Source organism: Pseudotamlana haliotis, from assembly GCF_008806375.1.
GTDB classification, from domain to species: domain Bacteria; phylum Bacteroidota; class Bacteroidia; order Flavobacteriales; family Flavobacteriaceae; genus Pseudotamlana; species Pseudotamlana haliotis.
On record NZ_WAAT01000050.1, the window covers coordinates 351095 to 370230 of the forward strand.

Below are 19136 nucleotides of genomic sequence, written 5' to 3' on the forward strand. Positions count from 1 at the left end.
TTGTCTATTCAAGTTCATATTTCAACAAAAAAACAAAGCTATTTTGATGATTTTGTTGGATTCTGAAAAGTAAAAAACCTTTATCCATTTCGATAAAGGTTTTTTTATTTTTGTTATTCTGTTTCAGTAATTTCAATATTATCAATTTGATACTCTGTTGTCGCAGCAGTACTGCCTTTTTGATATCTAAAACCGATTCTGAAATGTTCTAATTCTTCAGGAATCGTTATTATTGTTTCTGTTGTAGTAAAGCCTTCTGTTTCGTTTAAAGGTACTAAACCTTCAATTTCGTTATTCTCTTCATCAAAATCAATGGTTTCTCCTGTTACTTCGTTAATGATAAATATTTTGAGGCTATTACTATTGTGTTTATTAACATTTATATCTAATGCTACTTTTAATGTACGAATATCCCCGATTTCTATGGTTTCAGTAATTAGCCAGGCATCATAAGTTGAGCTAGAGCCTCCTTGTTCTATTTCGGCATATATATTAGAATCAGATATTTTTGCTTTCCAAAAAAGTAGAAGTTCTGGATTTGAGATGTTAATGTTTTCCCAACCAGTCATTGCAATTATATCGTTGATTTTAGAAATGTTTTGAAAATCTTCAGAAAGCAACTCGCCGTCATTCAGAACATCTTCCTGAATTGTGCAACGCGTTTCTTCAAACACAATATCATAAACATCTCTTATAATTAGAGCGTTTGAAGATAGAATAGCGGTAATCGTACCTTGTCCTTTAGGGAAGGGTCTAAAGTTAAATTTTGAATTGGTGTTGTTTTGTAGCTCAATTGTTAATGAATCCTCACAATTCATTAAGGTTTTATTGACTTTAGAGTCCTCTGTATTTGAGTTACCCTCATCAGCAAAAGTAGCACCTAATTGGACTTCATTTAGTTGTACCTTTTCTATAGCCACTAAAATTGTTGGAATTGTTTCTTCTTGAATTTGTTTAATGGTTAGAAGTTTTGGGATAATGTCCTGAACGTTATCTGTTGCAATAATAAAGGTTTCAAAGCTTTCTTTAGAAATCGGACTAATAGATTGATCGGTTTCGTTATAGAGGCCAATATGATAGGTGTTGTCTATTTTTTGCATGCCAAGTCCATCTAGTTTCACTTGAATTTCTTGACCTATACTTAGTGTTCGGTAAATATCATCAACGGCTACGTCGATAACAAGACCGGATGTAGCGTTTTCAGCTTGATCTTGAATGTAGATTTGATGGTTGATGTTCTTATCGTAATCACTAGAAATTACAAATCCAGAGGTCATTAATTCATAGGCTAGAAGTGGGGTGTCAGCAAAAGCGATGACTTCATCTTCATATAAGCTTATTAGTTGCGTAAGGTTTGTGGTGCTAAATTCAGTAATTTCTTCGCCCCCGTCTTCCTGGGTGTCATCCTCTATTTTGTCAGGCTCATCCTCTATGATGTCTTCATTTTCAAAATTTAGATCTTCATTAGATAATTCGTCATCAGCACAAGAGTATGCTGTTACCATGATTAGGCAAAGGGTAATTGTTTTAATAATTGATTTAAAGGTGTTTTTCATGTTAAAGGGTATTTAAAATCTATAATAAATATTTACAAAAGAAGTAGCACCATAGCCTTTCCAGTAACGGTTACCGTAAATCGGGTGTTGGCGTTTAGCGTCTTCTAGCAGGCTGTCGTATTTTAACTGACCCGGTGTTTCAAAACTTGCGATATCGTGATTTTGACCAAGCGCATTATTAATTCCTGCTTTAAAACCAATATGGTTTGTTTTAATTCTCCAATACTTACCACCAAAAAGATTAAGACTGAAGTAGTTTTCTAAGCGGTCTTGTTTTAGCAGTATGGCTGCATTTTTAGGGTTATAGTTTGAAAAAAGATCACCATTTGAGTCTAATGTAAAATCACGAGTTCTGAAATACGGATTGATGTCAATGTAATGGTTAGCAAAAAAGTTACCTGTGGCTTCAAACCACCAATCGTCTTCATCTCTGTATTCAAAACCCAATGCAAAGGCTTGAGATGGAGTGTTTGAAACGCGGTAGTCTTTTAAGTGAACTTCCCCAAGGCTAAGGACTTCACTTTCAGAAATAACATAGGCTAATTCTGGGTTGTCCGTGTACCTGAAATCACCCATAGCTACAGCTGTTTTTAAGCGAATTGATTTTAGAACTTGGTAAGAAGCACCAAACTCTAAGCCCATGTAACGCTTGTCAATGTTACTAAGCACTTCTTGAATGGTTGATGCACTATAATTGTTGATTTGATTGCTTACAAATGGACGGTTAGACATGCCATCGGTATGTGTGTTGTAATAACCTGTAATCTCAGCTTTAAACAAGGTGCTCTCATAATTGTATTTTAATTCAGCAGAAAAACTTTTTACTGAATTAATGGCTATAAGTTCAGGTGATTGGTTTAGTTCAGAAATTGTTGAAATTCCTTGAAAATCTACAGGGTTGTCACTCTCTTTCGCGTTTAAAAACATGTGGTTGAGTACAGGTGCGTTCTTGCCATAAAACGCACGGACACCAAACTTGTGTTTAGGGTTTATTTGAAGGTCTAATCCGCCTTTAAAATTATAATCTAAAAAAGTGTAGTTGCGACCTGTTCCGTACGATAAGTATGGTGAGTGTCCGTTTTGATAGTAACCCACTCTGTGATTGCTGGCATGTGTGATATCGGCTCCTAAAAAGGCATCTAAATTATTTTTATGAAATTGTACTTGTACAAATCCGTTATAGGCCGTATGTTTTAAATCGTAGTTATATCTAAATGTATCACCATCTTGAACGAAACGATTCGGGTGAAGCAAGTCAGATTGTACGGCATCACCTGTGCCATCTGCGGTATTGACATCGAGGTATGCAGCCCCTGCTAGCGTACTATTCATTTGGGCGTAATGGTGTGTTGTGTTGTTAGAATATCGGAAGGCAGCGTTTAAACTGAGCTTTTTGTTTAAGTATATATCGGCTATGATATTTGCTCTAAAATTAGAGTGGTCAACAACATGATCATAAAGGGTGTAGGTCGCCGTTTTAAAGCCACTATTAAAATTATACTGCATGAGGTCTCTCCAGTCTATTTGTCCGTTTTGTTGAAAAGATTCTTGAGCCAAAACAGCGCCTTCATAATCTGGATTGTTTGCATCAGCTAAAAAGTAACTCGGCAGTTTGGTGTAATAGCTGGGGTTTGGGTTTTCAGCGGTTGAAGGTATGATTTGATTTGATCCATCAATACTAGCGCCATGATAATCGATGCGACTTCTAGAACTAGAACCGAAATTATAGGCCAGATTGGTTTGTAATTTTACACGAGCACCAAGGTTCAGGTAGTAGTTAAGCATTAAAAAAGGCTGATAGCTATTTTGTTCTTTTGAATTTTTAATGTCATCCTTGATATCGCCCCAGTAACTATTGTACTTATGATCTTTCAGGTTAAAAACCTCATTGGTGTTTGCTGCGCGTTCAGCGCGGTTGGTGTTATTAAAAAAACCAGTAAAATTAAGGATACTACTACTGTTAATACGCGTTTCAGCACTAATATAAAACGAGTTTGAATCGTAAGGCGTACCATCAAAATAGCCTTCTGTAAAAGCCGTTCGTTTTGAAGCTGAAACCGCTAAGGAAAAACCTTTAGGGGATACCCCCGTAGCATAAGTGGCTTGAAGTCCATGGGCATAGCGTCTGTTTGAAGATAAATAGGTTATTTTACCGCCTTCTCGTTGCGAAGAAGCTCTGGTATTCATGTTTAGGCTTCCTAAATGCCCACCTAAGCTATATTTTGAGGCTGTTAAACCATAGCTCAAATCGCTGTCTTGAAAAACGTCATCTAAGCCACCAATAGCATTCCAATCGGCTTCACCGTTTAATGGACTATTATAACGCACCCCATTAATCATGACATCACCTTCTATGGCATCTTGACCTCTAGCTTTGAAAAAAGCAGGACTAAATTGATAGGCCGCCGTGTTTAAAAAAGTATTGTTAGACCCTTGGTAAAAAGCAGAATTGTTGGTCAGCGTTTCATGGTCAGTGTATAACTGGTCTTCAGCATAAGTGTTTATTTGTTGGTTTTCTATGTCGTAAAGATCATTTCCAAGGGTAATACCGTCAATATTGGCAATTTTTCCTGGACTAATAAATACATTATATGTTTTAGTACTGTAATTGTCTTTTGATACCTTTAGTACAATAGGGCCCTCAGGAACATTATTATTAAAAACAAAACGCCCCGTGTCATCGGTTAAGGTGGTCATATAAGCATCAACGATATTCACTCGTGCCCCGGCTATAGCTGTTTTTTTCTGTTTATGAGTGACAATACCGGTTAAAGAAGTGCCGTGAAGCTGGAGTTCAGCTTCAGTAGAATCTGGTGATTTTCTAGGGTATAAGATGATATTTTTAATGGTGGCACGCTTGCCCTCTAGAATATCGACATCAAATTTTCTAGAAGAATAGCCTTTCATCTCAATAAACACGGTTATTTTGCCGAGTGGAATATGATGTTCTATTAAAAATTCACCAGCCTCATTGGATTGCTGGGCAATCTCGGAGTCTTTAATAAGAATACGTGCACCAGCTACGGGTTCTTTTGTATTGTGATTGATGATATTACCTTGTATGGAAGCTTCTTGAGACCAAACAGAACTGCATAGGCTCATAAATAAAAGGGTATAAAGAATTCTTGTCATGCGTTGGGGATCGGTACTATTTAGGTTGGTTAGTTATATGGGTTATGTTTCAGGTGTAAAAGCCACTTGGTTGTTCTCTAGAGTTACCTGAACTACCTGTGGTGGATTAATGCGGTTAGAAATAATCATTTTGGCCAATGGCCTTTTCAATTGATTGCGTATAACCCCTTTTAAAGGGCGCACACCATAAACCGGAGAAAATCCGTTTAAAGCGAGGTGCTTTTTCGTGTTCTCATCAATCTGTAGTGTGATGCCTAGCTGCTCCGCTGTATTTAGTAGCTCTTTTTGTAGGTGTAAATTGAAAATTGAAACCGCTATGTTTTCAGAAATAGGAGCGAAGGGAACGATTTCGGTAAGTCTTCCTAAAAATTCTGGACGAAAATATGAACTCATAATTTCGTTAAGCTCATGAGTTGTTGGTAGTTCATCCTTTTCCATGGTTTTAGAAATGTAATCAGATCCAATATTAGAAGTGAATAAAATGACGGCATTAGAAAAATCACCTACTTTACCTAAACGGTCATGGAGTTTACCTTCATCTAAAATTTGTAAAAAAACATCAAAAACCGAAGGATGGGCTTTTTCAATTTCATCAAATAAGACAATAGCGTAAGGCTTCTGTCTGATTTTATTCACCAAAACACCACCTTCTTCATAACCAACATAACCTGGAGGGACACCGTATAAAAGCGCTGCCGAATGGGCTTCTTTAAACTCAGACATGTCAAAACGGATGATGGCATTTTCATCATTAAATAAAAAGGATGCTAAGGACTTGGCGAGTTCGGTTTTTCCAGTTCCTGTTGGTCCAGAAAAGAAAAATGATCCTATGGGTTGCCCCGGTTTTGACAATCCAGAACGGGATTCTACAATGGCATCAGCAATGGTTTTTATAGCGTAGTCTTGACCAATGACCCGTTTTTTTAGAGTGTTTTCTAGCTCTAATAATCGTCCTTTTTCTTGAGCTTGTACTTTCCCAGCAGGAATACCCGTGATTAATGACACTGTAGCCGCTAGATCACGTGCCGTAATTTCGGTGATTACTTTTTCAGCATGAACTTTTATTTTTTCTAATACAGAAATAATATGAGCTTTTTTGATTTCAACGCTATGCTGGGGTTTAAGGTCTTCTTCTAGATATTGATCAACTATAATGGGACTCAACTTGTAGGTCATGGTCTTATAAAATTGATCAAGAGCTTCTAGTACTTCTGTTTGACTTAGGTCAGTGGCTGCCGTTTCGGTTTCTAAAGTTTTAAATTCTAGTGTTAAAGTCTTAATGTCTTTAGGAAGGGATTGTGTAGATACTTTTACGGCCGACATGCTGCGGTCGATGAGGTCAATGGCAGAATCGGGGAGGCTCTTTTCTTTTAAATAGCGTTTCGCTAGTCGGATGTTTTCTTTTATCGCTTCGTCTGAAATATTAAGTTCATGGTGTTTGGTGTAAATTTGAGCGTGGGTTTTTACAATGTCAAAAGCCATAACATCATCAGGAGCCTCAATGTAAACGGGTTCCATGCGTCGTGCTAAGGCCTCATTGGTAGCAATATGTTTTCTGTAATTTTCAGAAGTTGTAGCAGAAATTAAAATAACACCTCCAGTGTTTAATTCAGATTTTAGGGTGTTTGCAATACTTTTACTTGTTGCTTTATCTTCTAAAAGACAATGCATATCATCGATGAAGATAATAGCTTTTTCTTGCTGTCTTGCTGCTTTAAATATGTTAGTTAAGCGGTCTTCAACTTCACCTTTATATGATACTGTAGCTAGTAATTTAGCCGTGTTTAATTCAAAAATTTGAACAGCTTTTAAACTATCCACAATAGTTTGATTCTGTACGGCAGATGCAAAGTATTTCACGAAAGCGGTTTTTCCAACACCAGACTCGCCTAAAAGAATCAAATGAGGTTTTGACCTTCGGTTTAATATTTCAGAAACCTGTATCATTTCCCGATTACGCGCAATAATAAAATCATAAGTACCTGTTGCTGCTTCTGAAATCATAGCGCTTGTGTAGCTGCTAAGTAGGTTGTTTGTTATTGGTGATTCTAATTGAGAATTGGTTTTAACCGCTGTAGACTCTTGTTGATTAAAAAGGGCAAGGACCTGAGTATGTGTAACCGGTAAAGATTTTAGTTGATCAAAACTAAAGCCTACGCCAGGTGTTATGGCTGAAATAAAAAGTTTGAGTAGGTTGGCGTAGTCATGCGTTAAGTTTAATTCTGAATTTTCGGCTTCTTCCAGAATCGTTTGCGCTTGATCATCAGCAGAAACCTTAAGCTGTTGCCTAGAACGTTTGGGGTAGTTTTCTAAATGGACTTGTGCCCATTCTTCAATAAAAAATACATCAATATCCTGATTAAAAAGAATCCGGTTTAAGTTGAAATCTTTATGCAATAAAGCTTTAACTAAGTGACTTGCACCGTAGTTGGCATGTTGATATTCCTGAGCAATTTGGCTTGCGATGTGCATGACTTTGTTGAGGTCGGTCATCTGATTATTCTGAATTAATTGGTCTAACATCTACAAAATTTATTCTTAAAAGATGCCAAATGTATGATAAAATTGTAAGAAATATCATATTTGTTTTATGATAAATTATGATAGTTGTGAATTATTATTCTTACGTATTGATACTCTTAAAGTTAGGATTTGGATTACATTTTATGAAATAAAATTCTTGCAAAATTTAGGATTTTTTATAGCTTTGTCCGTGGCTTTTATGCCGTTATATATATTTAATCAGGTATTATTTACCACAAAAACAAGTTATTATGGCTTTTAAAACCAAATTAAAAGTAGGCGGAAACGAGTACAACGTATTAAGTTGTAGTTATGCGCTAAAGCAAGAAACAGATGCCACTGGAAGACCTTCTTCTGTAACTAGAGGAGGTGAAGTAAAAGTTGTTATCGAATCAACCGGGGGTACTGAGTTATTCGAATGGCAATGCAGTAGTTTCGAACGTAGGGATGGATCAATTGAATTCACAAAAAGAGACACCGATGCGAAACTAAAAGAAATCACATTTGAAGAAGGTTACTTAACCTACTACAGAGAAGATTTTGATGCTTCAGGAAGCAATCCTCTAACACAAACTTTCACTATTTCGGCTAAGGTGCTTTCTAGTGGAGGTGGGATTCATGAGAATGAATGGCCTGTTTAATGCAGAAAATTAGTCGTTTTTAAAGCGCTAATACAATGTTTCTACAAAAAGGGGGTGTTTATGATTTTTTAGACATGCTCTTTTTGTTCTTTTTAAATTAAAACAAAAAGCCGTTGTGGCAAGGTGAAAATTAAACTTTTAAATATATAAATTATGGCATCCAATACCGTAGGACTTGGTGGAAATGTAACCGACATTGATGCAGGAGAGGCATTAAATGAAATTCCACAAAATAGAACACTCATAGCAGGAAAACTCACTCCCAATACACCAATTAAACCTGAAGCTGTTCAAGGCTTAAGAACTGTTGAGTCTGTTTTTGAACATTTTCAACCTGAGTTAAATATAGCCTATGAAGACAAAGACGGTGGTACGGTTAATGAGGTCACAAAATTTGAAAACTTAGGTGATTTTGGTAAAAAAGGCATCACAGAAAATAGCGATTTTCTAAAAGGTCTTGAAATTGAAAGCGCACAATATCAAAAAATTATCAAGCAACTCAAAACCAATAAGGTTTTAAAGCAAGCCTTACAAGACGAGACATCAAAAGCAGGGTTGATTGCAACTTTAGAATTGTTAATTGAAGAGTTAAGCGCTTCCAAATAAAAATAATGAGTTATGGCACAATTAGAAAATAGTCAGCAAGGGGTTTTAGAAAAACCGTATGGACAGCAGGTTTTAGAACAGGCTGATGCATTAGCGAAATTTGGCGGATTTGATCTTTTAGAATCTGCTATTGATGATATCCAAAATTTAAATCCGCAGCGTAAAGCAAGACGAAAAATATTTCTGACCGAAACCAATAAGAAACAAGAACGCAACGATTTACTGAAAGTATTAAAGCTTTGGAAGGAAACTTTAAGTTCTGACGGGGATTTAATGGATGTTATTGAAGAAACTAGTGAAAAGGAGGTGCATGCGCAAAACGTTTTAAAGAAGAATTTAAAAATAGCTTTAGATGAAACTCGTGAACTTGAGGCTTCTTATCGTTCTGTAGCTTTATTTTATAAAAACACCGATGAAGCTGCTGTTAAAAATGTTTCTATAGTCAATGCAGAACTAGAGCAATTAGCAGATCTGGATAATACTCGTTTTTTTGATTATATCCGTGAAGAAATTGTTTCGAGCTACGATCGTTTAGATTTACGAGATAATTATGGATTATTAGTGTTGCCAGGGTACTTAGGAAGTAAATCTGTTGTAGACAAATGGGCTAAAATGGCGCATGGTAATAAAGTGACTATGGTCACTGATTTTATGCATTTGGATGAGTCAGATGATGTTATGGAACTGTTTGAATCTGCTAATTTAGCTAGTGGAGACACTTATTTGTCTAATACGATAATGACTTGTAATTGGTTGGTAGGACGCCAAAAAGAAGTTGATTTAGGTGAAGATGAAGATCTTTTTGTGCCACCTTCTGGAGCGCTTGCGGGTACCATGTATAAAACCCTAATGTCACAAGTGACGGCAGGTAAAAAACATGGTGGACTTAGCGAAGTTGAAGCGGTAACTTTCGATTTAAAAAAGAGTGAAATTGCTATTTTAGAAAACCTAGGCTTAGTGCCTATGGTGAATGAATATGGTAAGGTGATGGCCTTTTCGGCTAAAACTTTATTTAATGGCGATAATATTGGCCTACAAACCTATTCAGTGGTACGTGTGTTTGATTATATCTCCAAAGTTTTAATGGATTTCTTAAACCGTCGCGCTTTTGAAAATTTCAATACCAAAACAAGAAATGAAATCTTAAAGCAAATCGTGAAATTTTTAGATGGTGTTACGGGGCCAGATAAGCTTATTGAAAATTTTGATATTAAACGTTTTGAACAAGATCAGGTTCAGAAAGATAAAATTCACGTTGATATTCGCTTAAAACCTTATTTTCCAGCTAAGAACTTCCTGATTTCTATGGACGGACAAAAAGGAGATGAAGGTGCTGAATGGGATACCGATTATGCTGAACAATAAAATAGAATAATAGATGATTAAAAGCTGCCTAGTCACACCTAGGGAGCTTTTTTTAGTCTGAAAATGAAATTTATACGGTTTTAATCACCCATTTCACTTTAAATAATCATGCAGCACACTTATTACAAGCTCCCATTAAATACAAGCGCTTTAATTTCAAACAAACCAGTAGAGAAGATTCAAATAGAGGCTTCCATAGCAAATTATCTGCACTTGATCATGACAACACGTTTTGGTGAATGTCACTTTGATCCCACTTTTGGAACGGCAGTTTGGGACGTTGATTTTAATAACATTGCTTCCGATAATAAGCTTCGTGGTATTTTGATAGATTCTCTGGTGAAATCATTAAAAACCTATGAAATTCGACTGTCAAATCTTGAGTTTGAAGTACACATCGAGCAGGAGGAAATAAATAGTAAAGGTCAAAAGAGCAAAATTAAAAAAGGTGTTTACATTCTGGTAAAAGGTGTGATTAAAAAAATAAATGAAAATTTCAGTTACAAGGAGCACTTTTATATCGCCCCATTATCGTATTAATAATGATGAGTTATAATACCCAATCGGAGATAAAAAATCGCATGATGAAAAAGGCAGCCAGCCTTTGGAATATTCCTGTTAGTGAGGTTGCTGATTCTATTGATCCACTCGTTTCTTTATTGCTTTCGGCTTGTGCTTCAGAATTTGAAAAGATTTCAGGTGATGTTAACGATGCTCAAAACCGAATTACTGAGCGGCTAATTCAGCTCATGACACCACAATCAGCTTGTGAAGTGAAACCTGCACATGCCATGGCGTATTGCGAACCTGTAGAACCAAAAACGACTATCACAGCTGAGCATCAATTTTACTGTAAATTGAAGCCTAGTAAGCAGGATATTGATGGCGATTCGAAAACAGCTTTTTTTACACCTACTAAAAAAACAAACCTCATTGGGGCTAGAATTAAGCATATGCTAGCTGGAAATAAATTGTTTAGTTTTTCAGAAGGAAAATCTAAAGATCTTACCAAGATTATTGCTAACCCAGTTGATTCAGAGGCAACCCACCTTTTTTTGGGGATTGAAACAAATCATAGTCAATTAAATCTGCAAGATGTTTCTTTTTATTTTGAACATCTTGGTTTGTCAAATTCAGAACTTTTCTATCACCATCTACAACAGGCTTCATGGTATATCGGAGATAAAAAAATAAATACAGTTCATGGTTTTAGTCAACAAAAAAGCATAGATAATAAAACGCTTGAACAAATCATTGAAGGTGAGTTTAGTGTGTCAGATAGCTTGTGTGCTGATATAAACAATTATTATAAGAAGCATTTTGTGACCGTAAAGTTGGAAGATAGCGTATCTGATTTTCCGAAATATTCAGAATTTGAAAACTTAAACATTGAAGATCAAGAGCTCTTTTTAGGGTCTAATATTTTATGGATTAAAGTTCAATTTTCTAGCGTCATCAGTTCAAAAACTTTAGAGCAGTTGTACTGTGCAGTTAATGCTTTTCCGATATTAAATAGAAAACAGCATCAGTTTACGTATCAATTAAAAAATTTCATTGATATCATTCCCGTACTTTCGGAAGCTCCTTTTTTTGATATTCAATCCATTGAAAATTCAAACGGACAACCCTATAAACCAGATAATATTAATGCTGCATCAAGTGCTGAAGGACGTTATTTTCTTAAGAATGCTAATGTGGCCAAGTTGGACTCTAGAAAAGCGTGGCGTTATATTGTGCATTTATTGGAGCTGTTAAAAGATGAGAGTGCGGCTTTCAATTTTTTTAATCGGGAATTTTTACAACATAATTTGAACAGCTTAAACCAGACTATGGCTTCCATTGAAAAAAAACTAGGAGAGGTTTATAATCATGGAATTTACAGCAATTATGTGTATTTGAATCCGTATGCCAATAACGAAAATGTAAAGGTTCGTTATTGGACAACAGATGGTGAAATTGTAAATCATATCAATTCAGGACAAAACCTAGAGGTTTACAAAGGTGGGCAGCTAAAGTCTAAAAGTTGCTATTTATTACGCCCCGTTTTTGGTGGAACAAATAGCCTTTCTATGGAACAACGGCTTCAGGCTTATCGCCGACAAAGTTTATCAAAAAATAGAATTGTTACCGAAGAAGATGTAAAGGCCTTGTGTTATGAATTATACACGAATAATATCCAAACCATTGAAATAAAAAAAGGGTTTGCGACCGATTTGTCTGTAAATAAAGGCTTGATTCAGTGTATTGAAATCATCTTGACACCAAGTGATGACTCCGAGTTAAAACCTTATGAATGGGACTATCTAAACGATAATTTATTGGCTGTTTTAGAGAAACAGTCCGTTAATATTTTTCCATATAAAATCATTAAAAGAGCATCCTAAAATTACCACGAATATGAGTAAGAATAAAAATATAAACGAAACAAAATATCTAGATAAAAATGTGATACACCTGTTTCTTTTAGTACTATTTGCTTCAGGAACGGCTTTGGGTTATAAAGTTTATACCGATGTGCCATGTGAACAAATAACTATGGATATTCATGCAAAATCATATCGGGTAGGCGAATTAATAAAATTTACGGACCTCACTGAACAAGGCGAACACTGGGCGTGGGATTTTGGAGATCATTCAGCAATTTCTAATAAAAGGAATGCCTTGCATATCTATGCTAAACCGGGAACATATGAAGTGAACCTTAAAGTGAATCATACCTGTGAAAGCACAAGGTCTATAGTGATTAAAGAGAAAGCGTTCGTTTTAGACCCAAGTAAAATCCCTAATTTGGTGGTGCCTGATAGCATTACTGCTGGTCAGAAGTTTATAGTATCTGATAGTACTAGTGGAGCCTATAGTTGGGAATGGCGTTTTGGTGAAACTGCCAAGGCAAATGCTATAACACAAAGCGCTGAATATACTTATACTGAATACGGTTTAAAAACGATTACTCTAGTGGTTAATGGTGATACAAAACATATGGCTAAAAAACGTATTCGAGTTTTTCCTAAACCAGACGAAGAAGAAACCCCTGTAGAGCGTATTACAGCAAAACCGCGGGAAATAGGTTGGGACATTCCTTATGAACCTGTTGTTGATGAAGAAGAAGAAACTCCAGAGAAAGTCATTCCTTATATAAGTGATATGGATTTTACAGAAGCCCTTTTAAAACTTGCCGATAAAGAGATTACTGAAAAGAATTTTGAGGTGTATTTCTGTGGAAACATCAATAAAACCATTGTTGTAGATGGTAAAAACACCAGTTTTTTAGCCTTTTGTCAGAAAATTAGAGGAAAGAATATAAAAATAAAACGATTAGCCATTTTTAGAATTGAAGGTTCTAATTGTATTGAGAATATAAACCTAGAATATAACAGAAAGATCTTTTAAATATGAACTATAAACACAGGGTAAATTGGGTTGATGGTATGAAAATCAATAAAGATCACTTTATAGGTTTTGAGGATGCCATGATGCAGCAATTTGCAAGCATACAAAGCTCTTATGTCCATCATAACAATTATGGTTTAATACCTGGTATTGAAAATCAAGATAAGTCTGTTGATCTAACTGTCTCAATCGACGGGCAAGAAAGTATTCACGTCGTGATAAATAGATGTATGGCAGTTACTTTAGGCGGGTATCAAATAACAATCAATGATAAGGTTAATGACTATTTAAGTCAGTCGGGACAACTTATTAAAAACGAATTCGATTTTCTTAAAACAGAGGGTGCTTATTACGTAGTCGTGTCTGTTAATCCGTATAATCGTGTGTCTATTGGTTATGCCGACCCAAATGAAACGCCTGCAAGAAAACCTTATGTAATTAGCGGCTATCAAATTTCATTACAGCCAGAAAGTCAAGTGCAAAATCATGAAATAGGGGAAAATAGTATGGTTCTGGCTAAAGTGATTTCAGATGGCAGTCATGTGGATCTTGTGGATGATTTTATACCACCTTGTACTTCCATGCAAAGTCATCCTGATTTGAATCACGCCTATAATGAAATAGGAAGTTTTTTCAATAGCATAGAATTTTATTGTACATCAGTTATTCAAAAAATACATCAGAAGAAGCAAACCAATGAACTCGCTAAAATGGTACGCGTCTTAGCGCTTGATATACTCACTTATTTAAGAGGTGCAATACCTACCTATAGAATTAATGATAAATATGGTTCGCCAGTTGAAATGATTATTAAACTCATGAGCTTGGCACGAACCATCAAAGGGAGCTTAGATTTACACGCAGGAACGGGTAAAGAAAATCTACTCAATTATTTAACAAATTGGTGTGATGTGAATCAAGGTGCTTTTGAAAATGTACTCGATGAGATGATTCATTTGGAGTATGTGCATCATGATGTTAATGAAGCCCTTCAAAAAGTAACTTCTTTTACGGCGCTTATGAATGCCTTATTTAAAAAGCTGAATGAATTGGAATATATAGGGAAGAAATCAGACTCTAATATTTTTGTAAAAGAAGATGTCGTTACTCAAGAACCAGTGAAAAAACGACGTCGTTTCTTCATGGAATAAACTCAAAATAATTACTTTAAAATCACCTACAATGAAACCCGAAAATATCAAAGCACGCCGTTCTAGTTTTATTAAATTTTTGCTCTTATTTATCTTAACCACGACCATTATCGTTGTGGCTGTATTTTTCAACTTTAGAGTCCCTCAAAAGGAAAACGCCTTATTAAAAGAACGGGCCAAAAACGTAGAGCGCGAAATGGCTTATCAAAAAGAATTTGCAACGGAAGTTATGGGCTTACAGGCTATGATAGACTCCTTGGATACACCAGGGCAAAATCTACCATTTACTAATACTTTAATACATAGTAAATTGGCCGATTTGCAAAGTTCGATTCCTCGGAAAGACTCGACGTATCGCTACAACATGTATACAGGCATTATTGAAACTTTAGTGGATTTACAAGCCACAAAAAACGAGCTCCATAGTTTGGATGATGCTAAAGCCCGTATCGCTGAGTACAAGGCTGTTTTAGCCCAAACAAGAAATGAACTAGAACAAACTAAACGCGACCTTGATATTTTGAGAATTTCAAGAAACTAAAAGAACCTTTAATCAAACGTGAATATATTATGGCACTACAATCAGTTACAGAGATTTATATTGGCGATACAGCCATAAATGCTTTTAAGAGTTTTAATTTAATTCAAAATATAAACGCTCATCATGAATTAAGACTGGAATGCAGAACCGATGTATTGGAAACGATTAGTGGTGAAATTGCCAATACCTCAAAAAAATATTTAGGAGAGGTTTTAACTTTGAAAGTGTCTTCCTTAACAGCATATTCAGCTTATAAAGTTTTAGAGTTTAAAGGTGTTGTCACTTCGGTGTCCAATAAAAGAGGGCGAAATAGCGAACATATTGTCCTGATAAAGGCTCAAAGTCCGACGATTTTATGTGATGATGGTCCGCATTATAATTCATATTTAAATCAGAGTTTATCTGATGTGTTGTCTGATACATTAGATGGTTACGATACGGCTAAATTGAGTGCTAAAATCAATCCGAGAAATGCTGCACCAATACCTTATACCGTACAGCATCATGAAAGCAATTGGGGGTATATGAGTCGATTGGCGATGCAATATAGTGAGTGGTTGTTTTATAACGGAAAGCAGCTCGTTTTTGGAACGCCAGAAAACGGTGAGGATATCGTGCTTACTTATGGTCATGACCTACAAGGCTTCTCATTAGATTTAGTACCGCTACCAAATAAATTCAATTATTTTACTCAAGATTATCTTACGGACGAAAAACACGAGGTTAAAACAGATGACATTAACACCGGAGCTAGTGGTTACCACGGTTTTGTTAGCGAGCGCAGTGCTGTTTTGTATGCCAAAGAAACTCAGGTTTTAGTGAATGATTTAGATGTTACTGATTTGAAGCAACGTATGGATACCCAAACTGAGCTTCAGAAAAAAGCTGTAGAAAGCCAACAGGTATGGTTGAGAGGTGAAAGTGATAACCCTGGTGTAGGAATAGGTGAAATTATTGAAATCAAAGATGAGCATGGAAGTCATGGTAGGTTTCGTGTCATTAGCGTAGGGCACTCTAATAATGAAAATGGCCAGTATCGAAATACTTTTGAAGGGTTAAGTGCAGATATAGATGTCTTTCCAGATACCAATTTTGAAGCGACTCCAAGAAGTAGCACACAAACCGCTGTAGTGGTTGAAAATGTAGACCCAGATGCCTTGTCACGTATTAAAGTGCAGTTTCCTTGGCAACAAATAACAGGAGAAAGCACACCCTGGATTCGCATGGTAAAGCCTCATGCTGGTAGTGAAAAAGGTTTTCATTTTATCCCTGAAATAGGCGAGGAGGTTTTAGTAGGCTTTCAAGGTGGTAATGCTGAACGTCCTTATGTTTTGGGAAGCTTGTACCATGGCAGCATGAAAGCAGAATCATGGAAAACAGATGCCAATGATATTAAAGCCATTCGTACCCGTAGCGGACATACCATTGAATTGAATGATACTGATGGTGCTGAAAAAATTAATATTTACGATAACAAAGGCAGTATCATTACTTTTGATACTCAGGAGAAATCGCTGTACATTACGGCGACTGAAAATTTAGAATTTCAGGCTAAAAATATTAAAATAACTGCGGAAGAAAACATCGCTTTGGAAGCGAAAGGTGATATCATAACAGCTTCAGAAGGTGATACATCAATAGTGGCTCAAGGAGATGCTAATCTTCAATCTGAAGGAGACGCCACAATAAGTAGTCAAGCTAGTATTACCCTTGAATCCACTAAAGATACTAGTGTAAAAGCACAAAACATAACCACTGAAGCTCATGTATCTAACAAAACTAAAGGCCAACAAACTCAGATTCAAGGGCAGATTACGGCAGTTCAAGGGGCGTCAGGGAAAATCGAAGTAATGTAGTTGGTTAGGTATTTTTTGAAGTTGAGAATTTTTGTTTTAACGTACTTTATAAGTAAGTAATTAAAAACGATTCTTGATTAGCTTAATTTTGAAGATTTTTACCTCCTTAAGGTTTGAGTACATATAGAAATTAGTTAAATTTAACATAAATTAACAAGAGTGATTTTAGACACCTCCTTAATTCTTTAGTTAGAACGGTTGATGTTTGTAAAAATTAAAGTGCTTGTTTAAGTTAATTTCTAGTCAACGAAAGAGATGCTTAATAAGAATATTTTTCCTCCTAAAAACTCCAAATGGCGCACCACGGCAGTGTTCTTGATTGCCGTGCTTATTGGTTTAGGGCTTTTTATGGCTAGGGAATCCAAAATAGTTTCTTATATGTCTGATGATCCTCAGGCTTGTGTAAATTGTCATGTAATGACTCCAGTTTACAACAGTTGGATGCATAGCTCACATCGCGAGTGGGCCAACTGTAATGATTGTCATGTTCCTCACGATAACGTTTTTAATAAATATTATTTTAAAGCTAAAGATGGTTTGTATCATGCTTCGGTATTTACCATGCGTGCCGAACCTGATGTGATTGAAATGAAAGAAGCTTCTCAAGAAGTGGTTCAAAGCAATTGTATTCGTTGTCATGTTCAGCAGGTCACTCAGGTAAAATATGATGGCTGGATTGAAGGACACCGTGAAAATAGAACCGGCCGTCAATGTTGGAGTTGTCATAAACAGGTACCACACGGTAAAGTTCATGGCTTGTCAACTATAAAATTTAATATAGCACCTATACCTACAGATCGCGAAGATGAACTTGTTATTCCTGAGTGGATGCAAGAGCAGATTAAAGAATAATAAAATTACAGCAGATGAAAAACAAAGTCTTATTTATCGTAACCATTATTGTCGTTTTTCTTTTGGGGCTTTTGGCCTCAAGTATTGTGAATAGAAAATCTGAAGCCAGGTATAAATATGTACCTCAGGTTAATATCGCTGAAAACGAACCGAGAAATGAAGTCTGGGGAGAGAATTTTCCTTTAGAGTACCAGTCTTACATGCAAACTTTAGATACTACTTTTGCTTCTATGCAAGGTGGTTCGGTCATGCGTGATGTACTTGAAGAAGACCCTAACCTTGTGATATTATTTGCTGGATATGCTTTTTCTAAGGAGTATAACCAAGGTCGTGGTCATGCTTATGCCATTGAAGATGTTCGTAATATTTTAAGAACAGGTGGGCCTAAGGGTGAAGGTGACGGGCCAATGCCTTCTACATGTTGGACCTGTAAAAGTCCAGATGTACCGCGTTTAATGAATGAAATTGGTGTGGCTGAATTTTATAGCGGAAAATGGGCAGATAAAGGTGCCGAAATTGTAAACCCTATTGGTTGTGCCGATTGTCATAATCCAGAAACCATGAAACTACGCATTACCAGACCAGCGCTTGTTGAAGCTTTTGATGCTATGGGTAAAGATATCAACCAGGCTACTCATAATGAAATGCGTTCCTTAGTTTGTGCCCAGTGTCACGTAGAGTATTATTTTAATAAAAATTTACCAGGAAAAGAAGGGGTGCCTTATTTAGTGTTCCCATGGGAAAATGGTACAACCGTGGAAGACATGGAAGATTACTATGACAATATTGAGTTTTCAGATTGGACACACCAGTTAAGTAAAACACCAATGTTGAAAGCACAACATCCAGGCTACGAAACCTTCACAACAGGGGTTCATGCCGATCGTGGCGTATCTTGTGCCGATTGTCATATGCCATATAAAAGTGAAGGCGGACAAAAATTTACAGACCACCATATCCAGTCACCTTTAAATAATACTTCAAATGCATGTCAGGTTTGTCATAGAGAGGAATCTAGCAAGCTTATCGCGAATGTGTATGACCGTCAAAGAAAAGCGACTGAAAATCGTTTGAAATTAGAAGCACTATTAGTTAAGGCACACGTTGAAGCTAAAAAATGCTGGGATTTAGGGGCTACCGAAGAACAAATGAAGCCTATCTTAATCGATATTCGTCACGGACAATGGCGTTGGGATTATTCGGCAGCAGCTCATGGTGCTTCATTCCACTCGCCAGTTGAAACGGCAAGAGTTATTGGTGGTGGTTTAGTGATTGCTCAAGAAGCTCGTGTTAAATTAGCACGATTATTAGCTGAATTGGGTCATAATAGTCCTGTAGAAATGCCTGATATTTCAACCAAGGAAAAAGCCCAAGAATATATTGGTTTAGATATGGATAAATTAAGAGCTGAAAAAGAAGCCTTTAAAAAGAACTTGTTACCTAAATGGCTTGAGGAGGCTAAAGAACGTGAATCAAAAATGCCAATAAATGCGGTTTCTACAGCCAATTAAAAATCAATATTA

At 36.2% G+C, this 19136-nt stretch carries 14 protein-coding genes; 11 read left to right on the forward strand and 3 right to left on the reverse strand.

All coding sequences use genetic code 11. From position 1 onward, the window contains the following. Positions 1-113: 113 nt before the first annotated feature. From F6U93_RS12835 to F6U93_RS12845, 3 genes are read right to left on the reverse strand one after another with little or no spacing between them, the layout of a single operon-like run. A complete protein-coding gene (locus tag F6U93_RS12835) occupies positions 114-1556 on the reverse strand; it encodes a DUF5689 domain-containing protein (RefSeq protein ID WP_150940443.1) in 1443 nt (480 codons plus the stop codon). A gap of 12 nt (positions 1557-1568) precedes the next feature. Next, entirely contained in the window at positions 1569-4688 is a 3120-nt protein-coding gene (locus F6U93_RS12840) for a carboxypeptidase regulatory-like domain-containing protein (protein WP_150940445.1), read from the reverse strand. Between the two features lie 42 nt (positions 4689-4730). Further along, positions 4731-7211: an AAA family ATPase gene (locus F6U93_RS12845; RefSeq protein WP_225312702.1), complete on the reverse strand. Its 2481-nt coding sequence runs from the start codon at positions 7209-7211 to the stop codon at positions 4731-4733. Between the two features lie 251 nt (positions 7212-7462). On the opposite strand from F6U93_RS12845, the gene tssD reads away from it, so the two are divergent. The 11 genes from tssD (at position 7463) to nrfA (ending at position 19124) form a co-directional block, all read left to right on the forward strand. Further along, the gene (gene tssD / locus F6U93_RS12850; protein ID WP_150940447.1) at positions 7463-7852 is read left to right on the forward strand and encodes a type VI secretion system tube protein TssD; all 390 of its coding nucleotides are present in this window, start codon (positions 7463-7465) and stop codon (positions 7850-7852) included. A gap of 153 nt (positions 7853-8005) precedes the next feature. Next, the gene (locus tag F6U93_RS12855; RefSeq protein WP_150940449.1) at positions 8006-8458 is read left to right on the forward strand and encodes a hypothetical protein; all 453 of its coding nucleotides are present in this window, start codon (positions 8006-8008) and stop codon (positions 8456-8458) included. Positions 8459-8470: 12 nt separating this feature from the next. Continuing rightward, positions 8471-9823 carry a DUF5458 family protein gene (locus F6U93_RS12860; RefSeq protein WP_150940450.1) on the forward strand — a complete coding sequence of 451 codons (1353 nt, stop codon included), beginning with the start codon at positions 8471-8473 and terminating at the stop codon, positions 9821-9823. Between the two features lie 108 nt (positions 9824-9931). Then, positions 9932-10363 (forward strand): GPW/gp25 family protein, encoded by a 432-nt coding sequence (locus F6U93_RS12865; protein WP_150940452.1) that lies wholly within the window; start codon positions 9932-9934, stop codon positions 10361-10363. 41 nt (positions 10364-10404) lie between these two features. Beyond that, positions 10405-12207, forward strand: a complete 1803-nt coding sequence (locus F6U93_RS12870) for a type VI secretion system baseplate subunit TssF (protein ID WP_150940454.1) — start codon at positions 10405-10407, stop codon at positions 12205-12207. A gap of 13 nt (positions 12208-12220) precedes the next feature. Then, a complete protein-coding gene (locus F6U93_RS12875) occupies positions 12221-13213 on the forward strand; it encodes a PKD domain-containing protein (RefSeq protein ID WP_150940456.1) in 993 nt (330 codons plus the stop codon). A gap of 2 nt (positions 13214-13215) precedes the next feature. Further along, complete coding sequence (locus F6U93_RS12880; protein ID WP_150940458.1) at positions 13216-14364, forward strand: hypothetical protein; 1149 nt, start codon at positions 13216-13218, stop codon at positions 14362-14364. 31 nt (positions 14365-14395) lie between these two features. Next, positions 14396-14905, forward strand: a complete 510-nt coding sequence (tssO, locus tag F6U93_RS12885; protein WP_150940460.1) for a type VI secretion system TssO — start codon at positions 14396-14398, stop codon at positions 14903-14905. A gap of 29 nt (positions 14906-14934) precedes the next feature. Beyond that, entirely contained in the window at positions 14935-16761 is a 1827-nt protein-coding gene (locus tag F6U93_RS12890) for a type VI secretion system Vgr family protein (protein WP_150940462.1), read from the forward strand. A 255-nt stretch (positions 16762-17016) separates the two neighbouring features. Beyond that, complete coding sequence (nrfH, locus tag F6U93_RS12895; RefSeq protein WP_150940464.1) at positions 17017-17613, forward strand: cytochrome c nitrite reductase small subunit; 597 nt, start codon at positions 17017-17019, stop codon at positions 17611-17613. A 14-nt stretch (positions 17614-17627) separates the two neighbouring features. After that, positions 17628-19124: an ammonia-forming cytochrome c nitrite reductase gene (nrfA, locus tag F6U93_RS12900; protein WP_150940466.1), complete on the forward strand. Its 1497-nt coding sequence runs from the start codon at positions 17628-17630 to the stop codon at positions 19122-19124. Positions 19125-19136: the final 12 nt, after the last annotated feature.

What these genes read in the sequence shown, in the direction of transcription:
- nrfH (WP_150940464.1), top strand. Translation starts at nt 17,017, where the DNA reads ATGCTTAATAAGAATATTTTTCCTCCTAAAAACTCCAAATGGCGCACC.
- F6U93_RS12870 (WP_150940454.1), top strand. Translation starts at nt 10,405, where the DNA reads ATGATGAAAAAGGCAGCCAGCCTTTGGAATATTCCTGTTAGTGAGGTT.
- F6U93_RS12840 (WP_150940445.1), bottom strand. Translation starts at nt 4,688, where the DNA reads ATGACAAGAATTCTTTATACCCTTTTATTTATGAGCCTATGCAGTTCT.
- F6U93_RS12835 (WP_150940443.1), bottom strand. Translation starts at nt 1,556, where the DNA reads ATGAAAAACACCTTTAAATCAATTATTAAAACAATTACCCTTTGCCTA.
- tssD (WP_150940447.1), top strand. Translation starts at nt 7,463, where the DNA reads ATGGCTTTTAAAACCAAATTAAAAGTAGGCGGAAACGAGTACAACGTA.
- F6U93_RS12860 (WP_150940450.1), top strand. Translation starts at nt 8,471, where the DNA reads ATGGCACAATTAGAAAATAGTCAGCAAGGGGTTTTAGAAAAACCGTAT.
- F6U93_RS12855 (WP_150940449.1), top strand. Translation starts at nt 8,006, where the DNA reads ATGGCATCCAATACCGTAGGACTTGGTGGAAATGTAACCGACATTGAT.
- F6U93_RS12880 (WP_150940458.1), top strand. Translation starts at nt 13,216, where the DNA reads ATGAACTATAAACACAGGGTAAATTGGGTTGATGGTATGAAAATCAAT.
- F6U93_RS12875 (WP_150940456.1), top strand. Translation starts at nt 12,221, where the DNA reads ATGAGTAAGAATAAAAATATAAACGAAACAAAATATCTAGATAAAAAT.
- F6U93_RS12845 (WP_225312702.1), bottom strand. Translation starts at nt 7,211, where the DNA reads ATGTTAGACCAATTAATTCAGAATAATCAGATGACCGACCTCAACAAA.
- F6U93_RS12865 (WP_150940452.1), top strand. Translation starts at nt 9,932, where the DNA reads ATGCAGCACACTTATTACAAGCTCCCATTAAATACAAGCGCTTTAATT.
- tssO (WP_150940460.1), top strand. Translation starts at nt 14,396, where the DNA reads ATGAAACCCGAAAATATCAAAGCACGCCGTTCTAGTTTTATTAAATTT.
- F6U93_RS12890 (WP_150940462.1), top strand. Translation starts at nt 14,935, where the DNA reads ATGGCACTACAATCAGTTACAGAGATTTATATTGGCGATACAGCCATA.
- nrfA (WP_150940466.1), top strand. Translation starts at nt 17,628, where the DNA reads ATGAAAAACAAAGTCTTATTTATCGTAACCATTATTGTCGTTTTTCTT.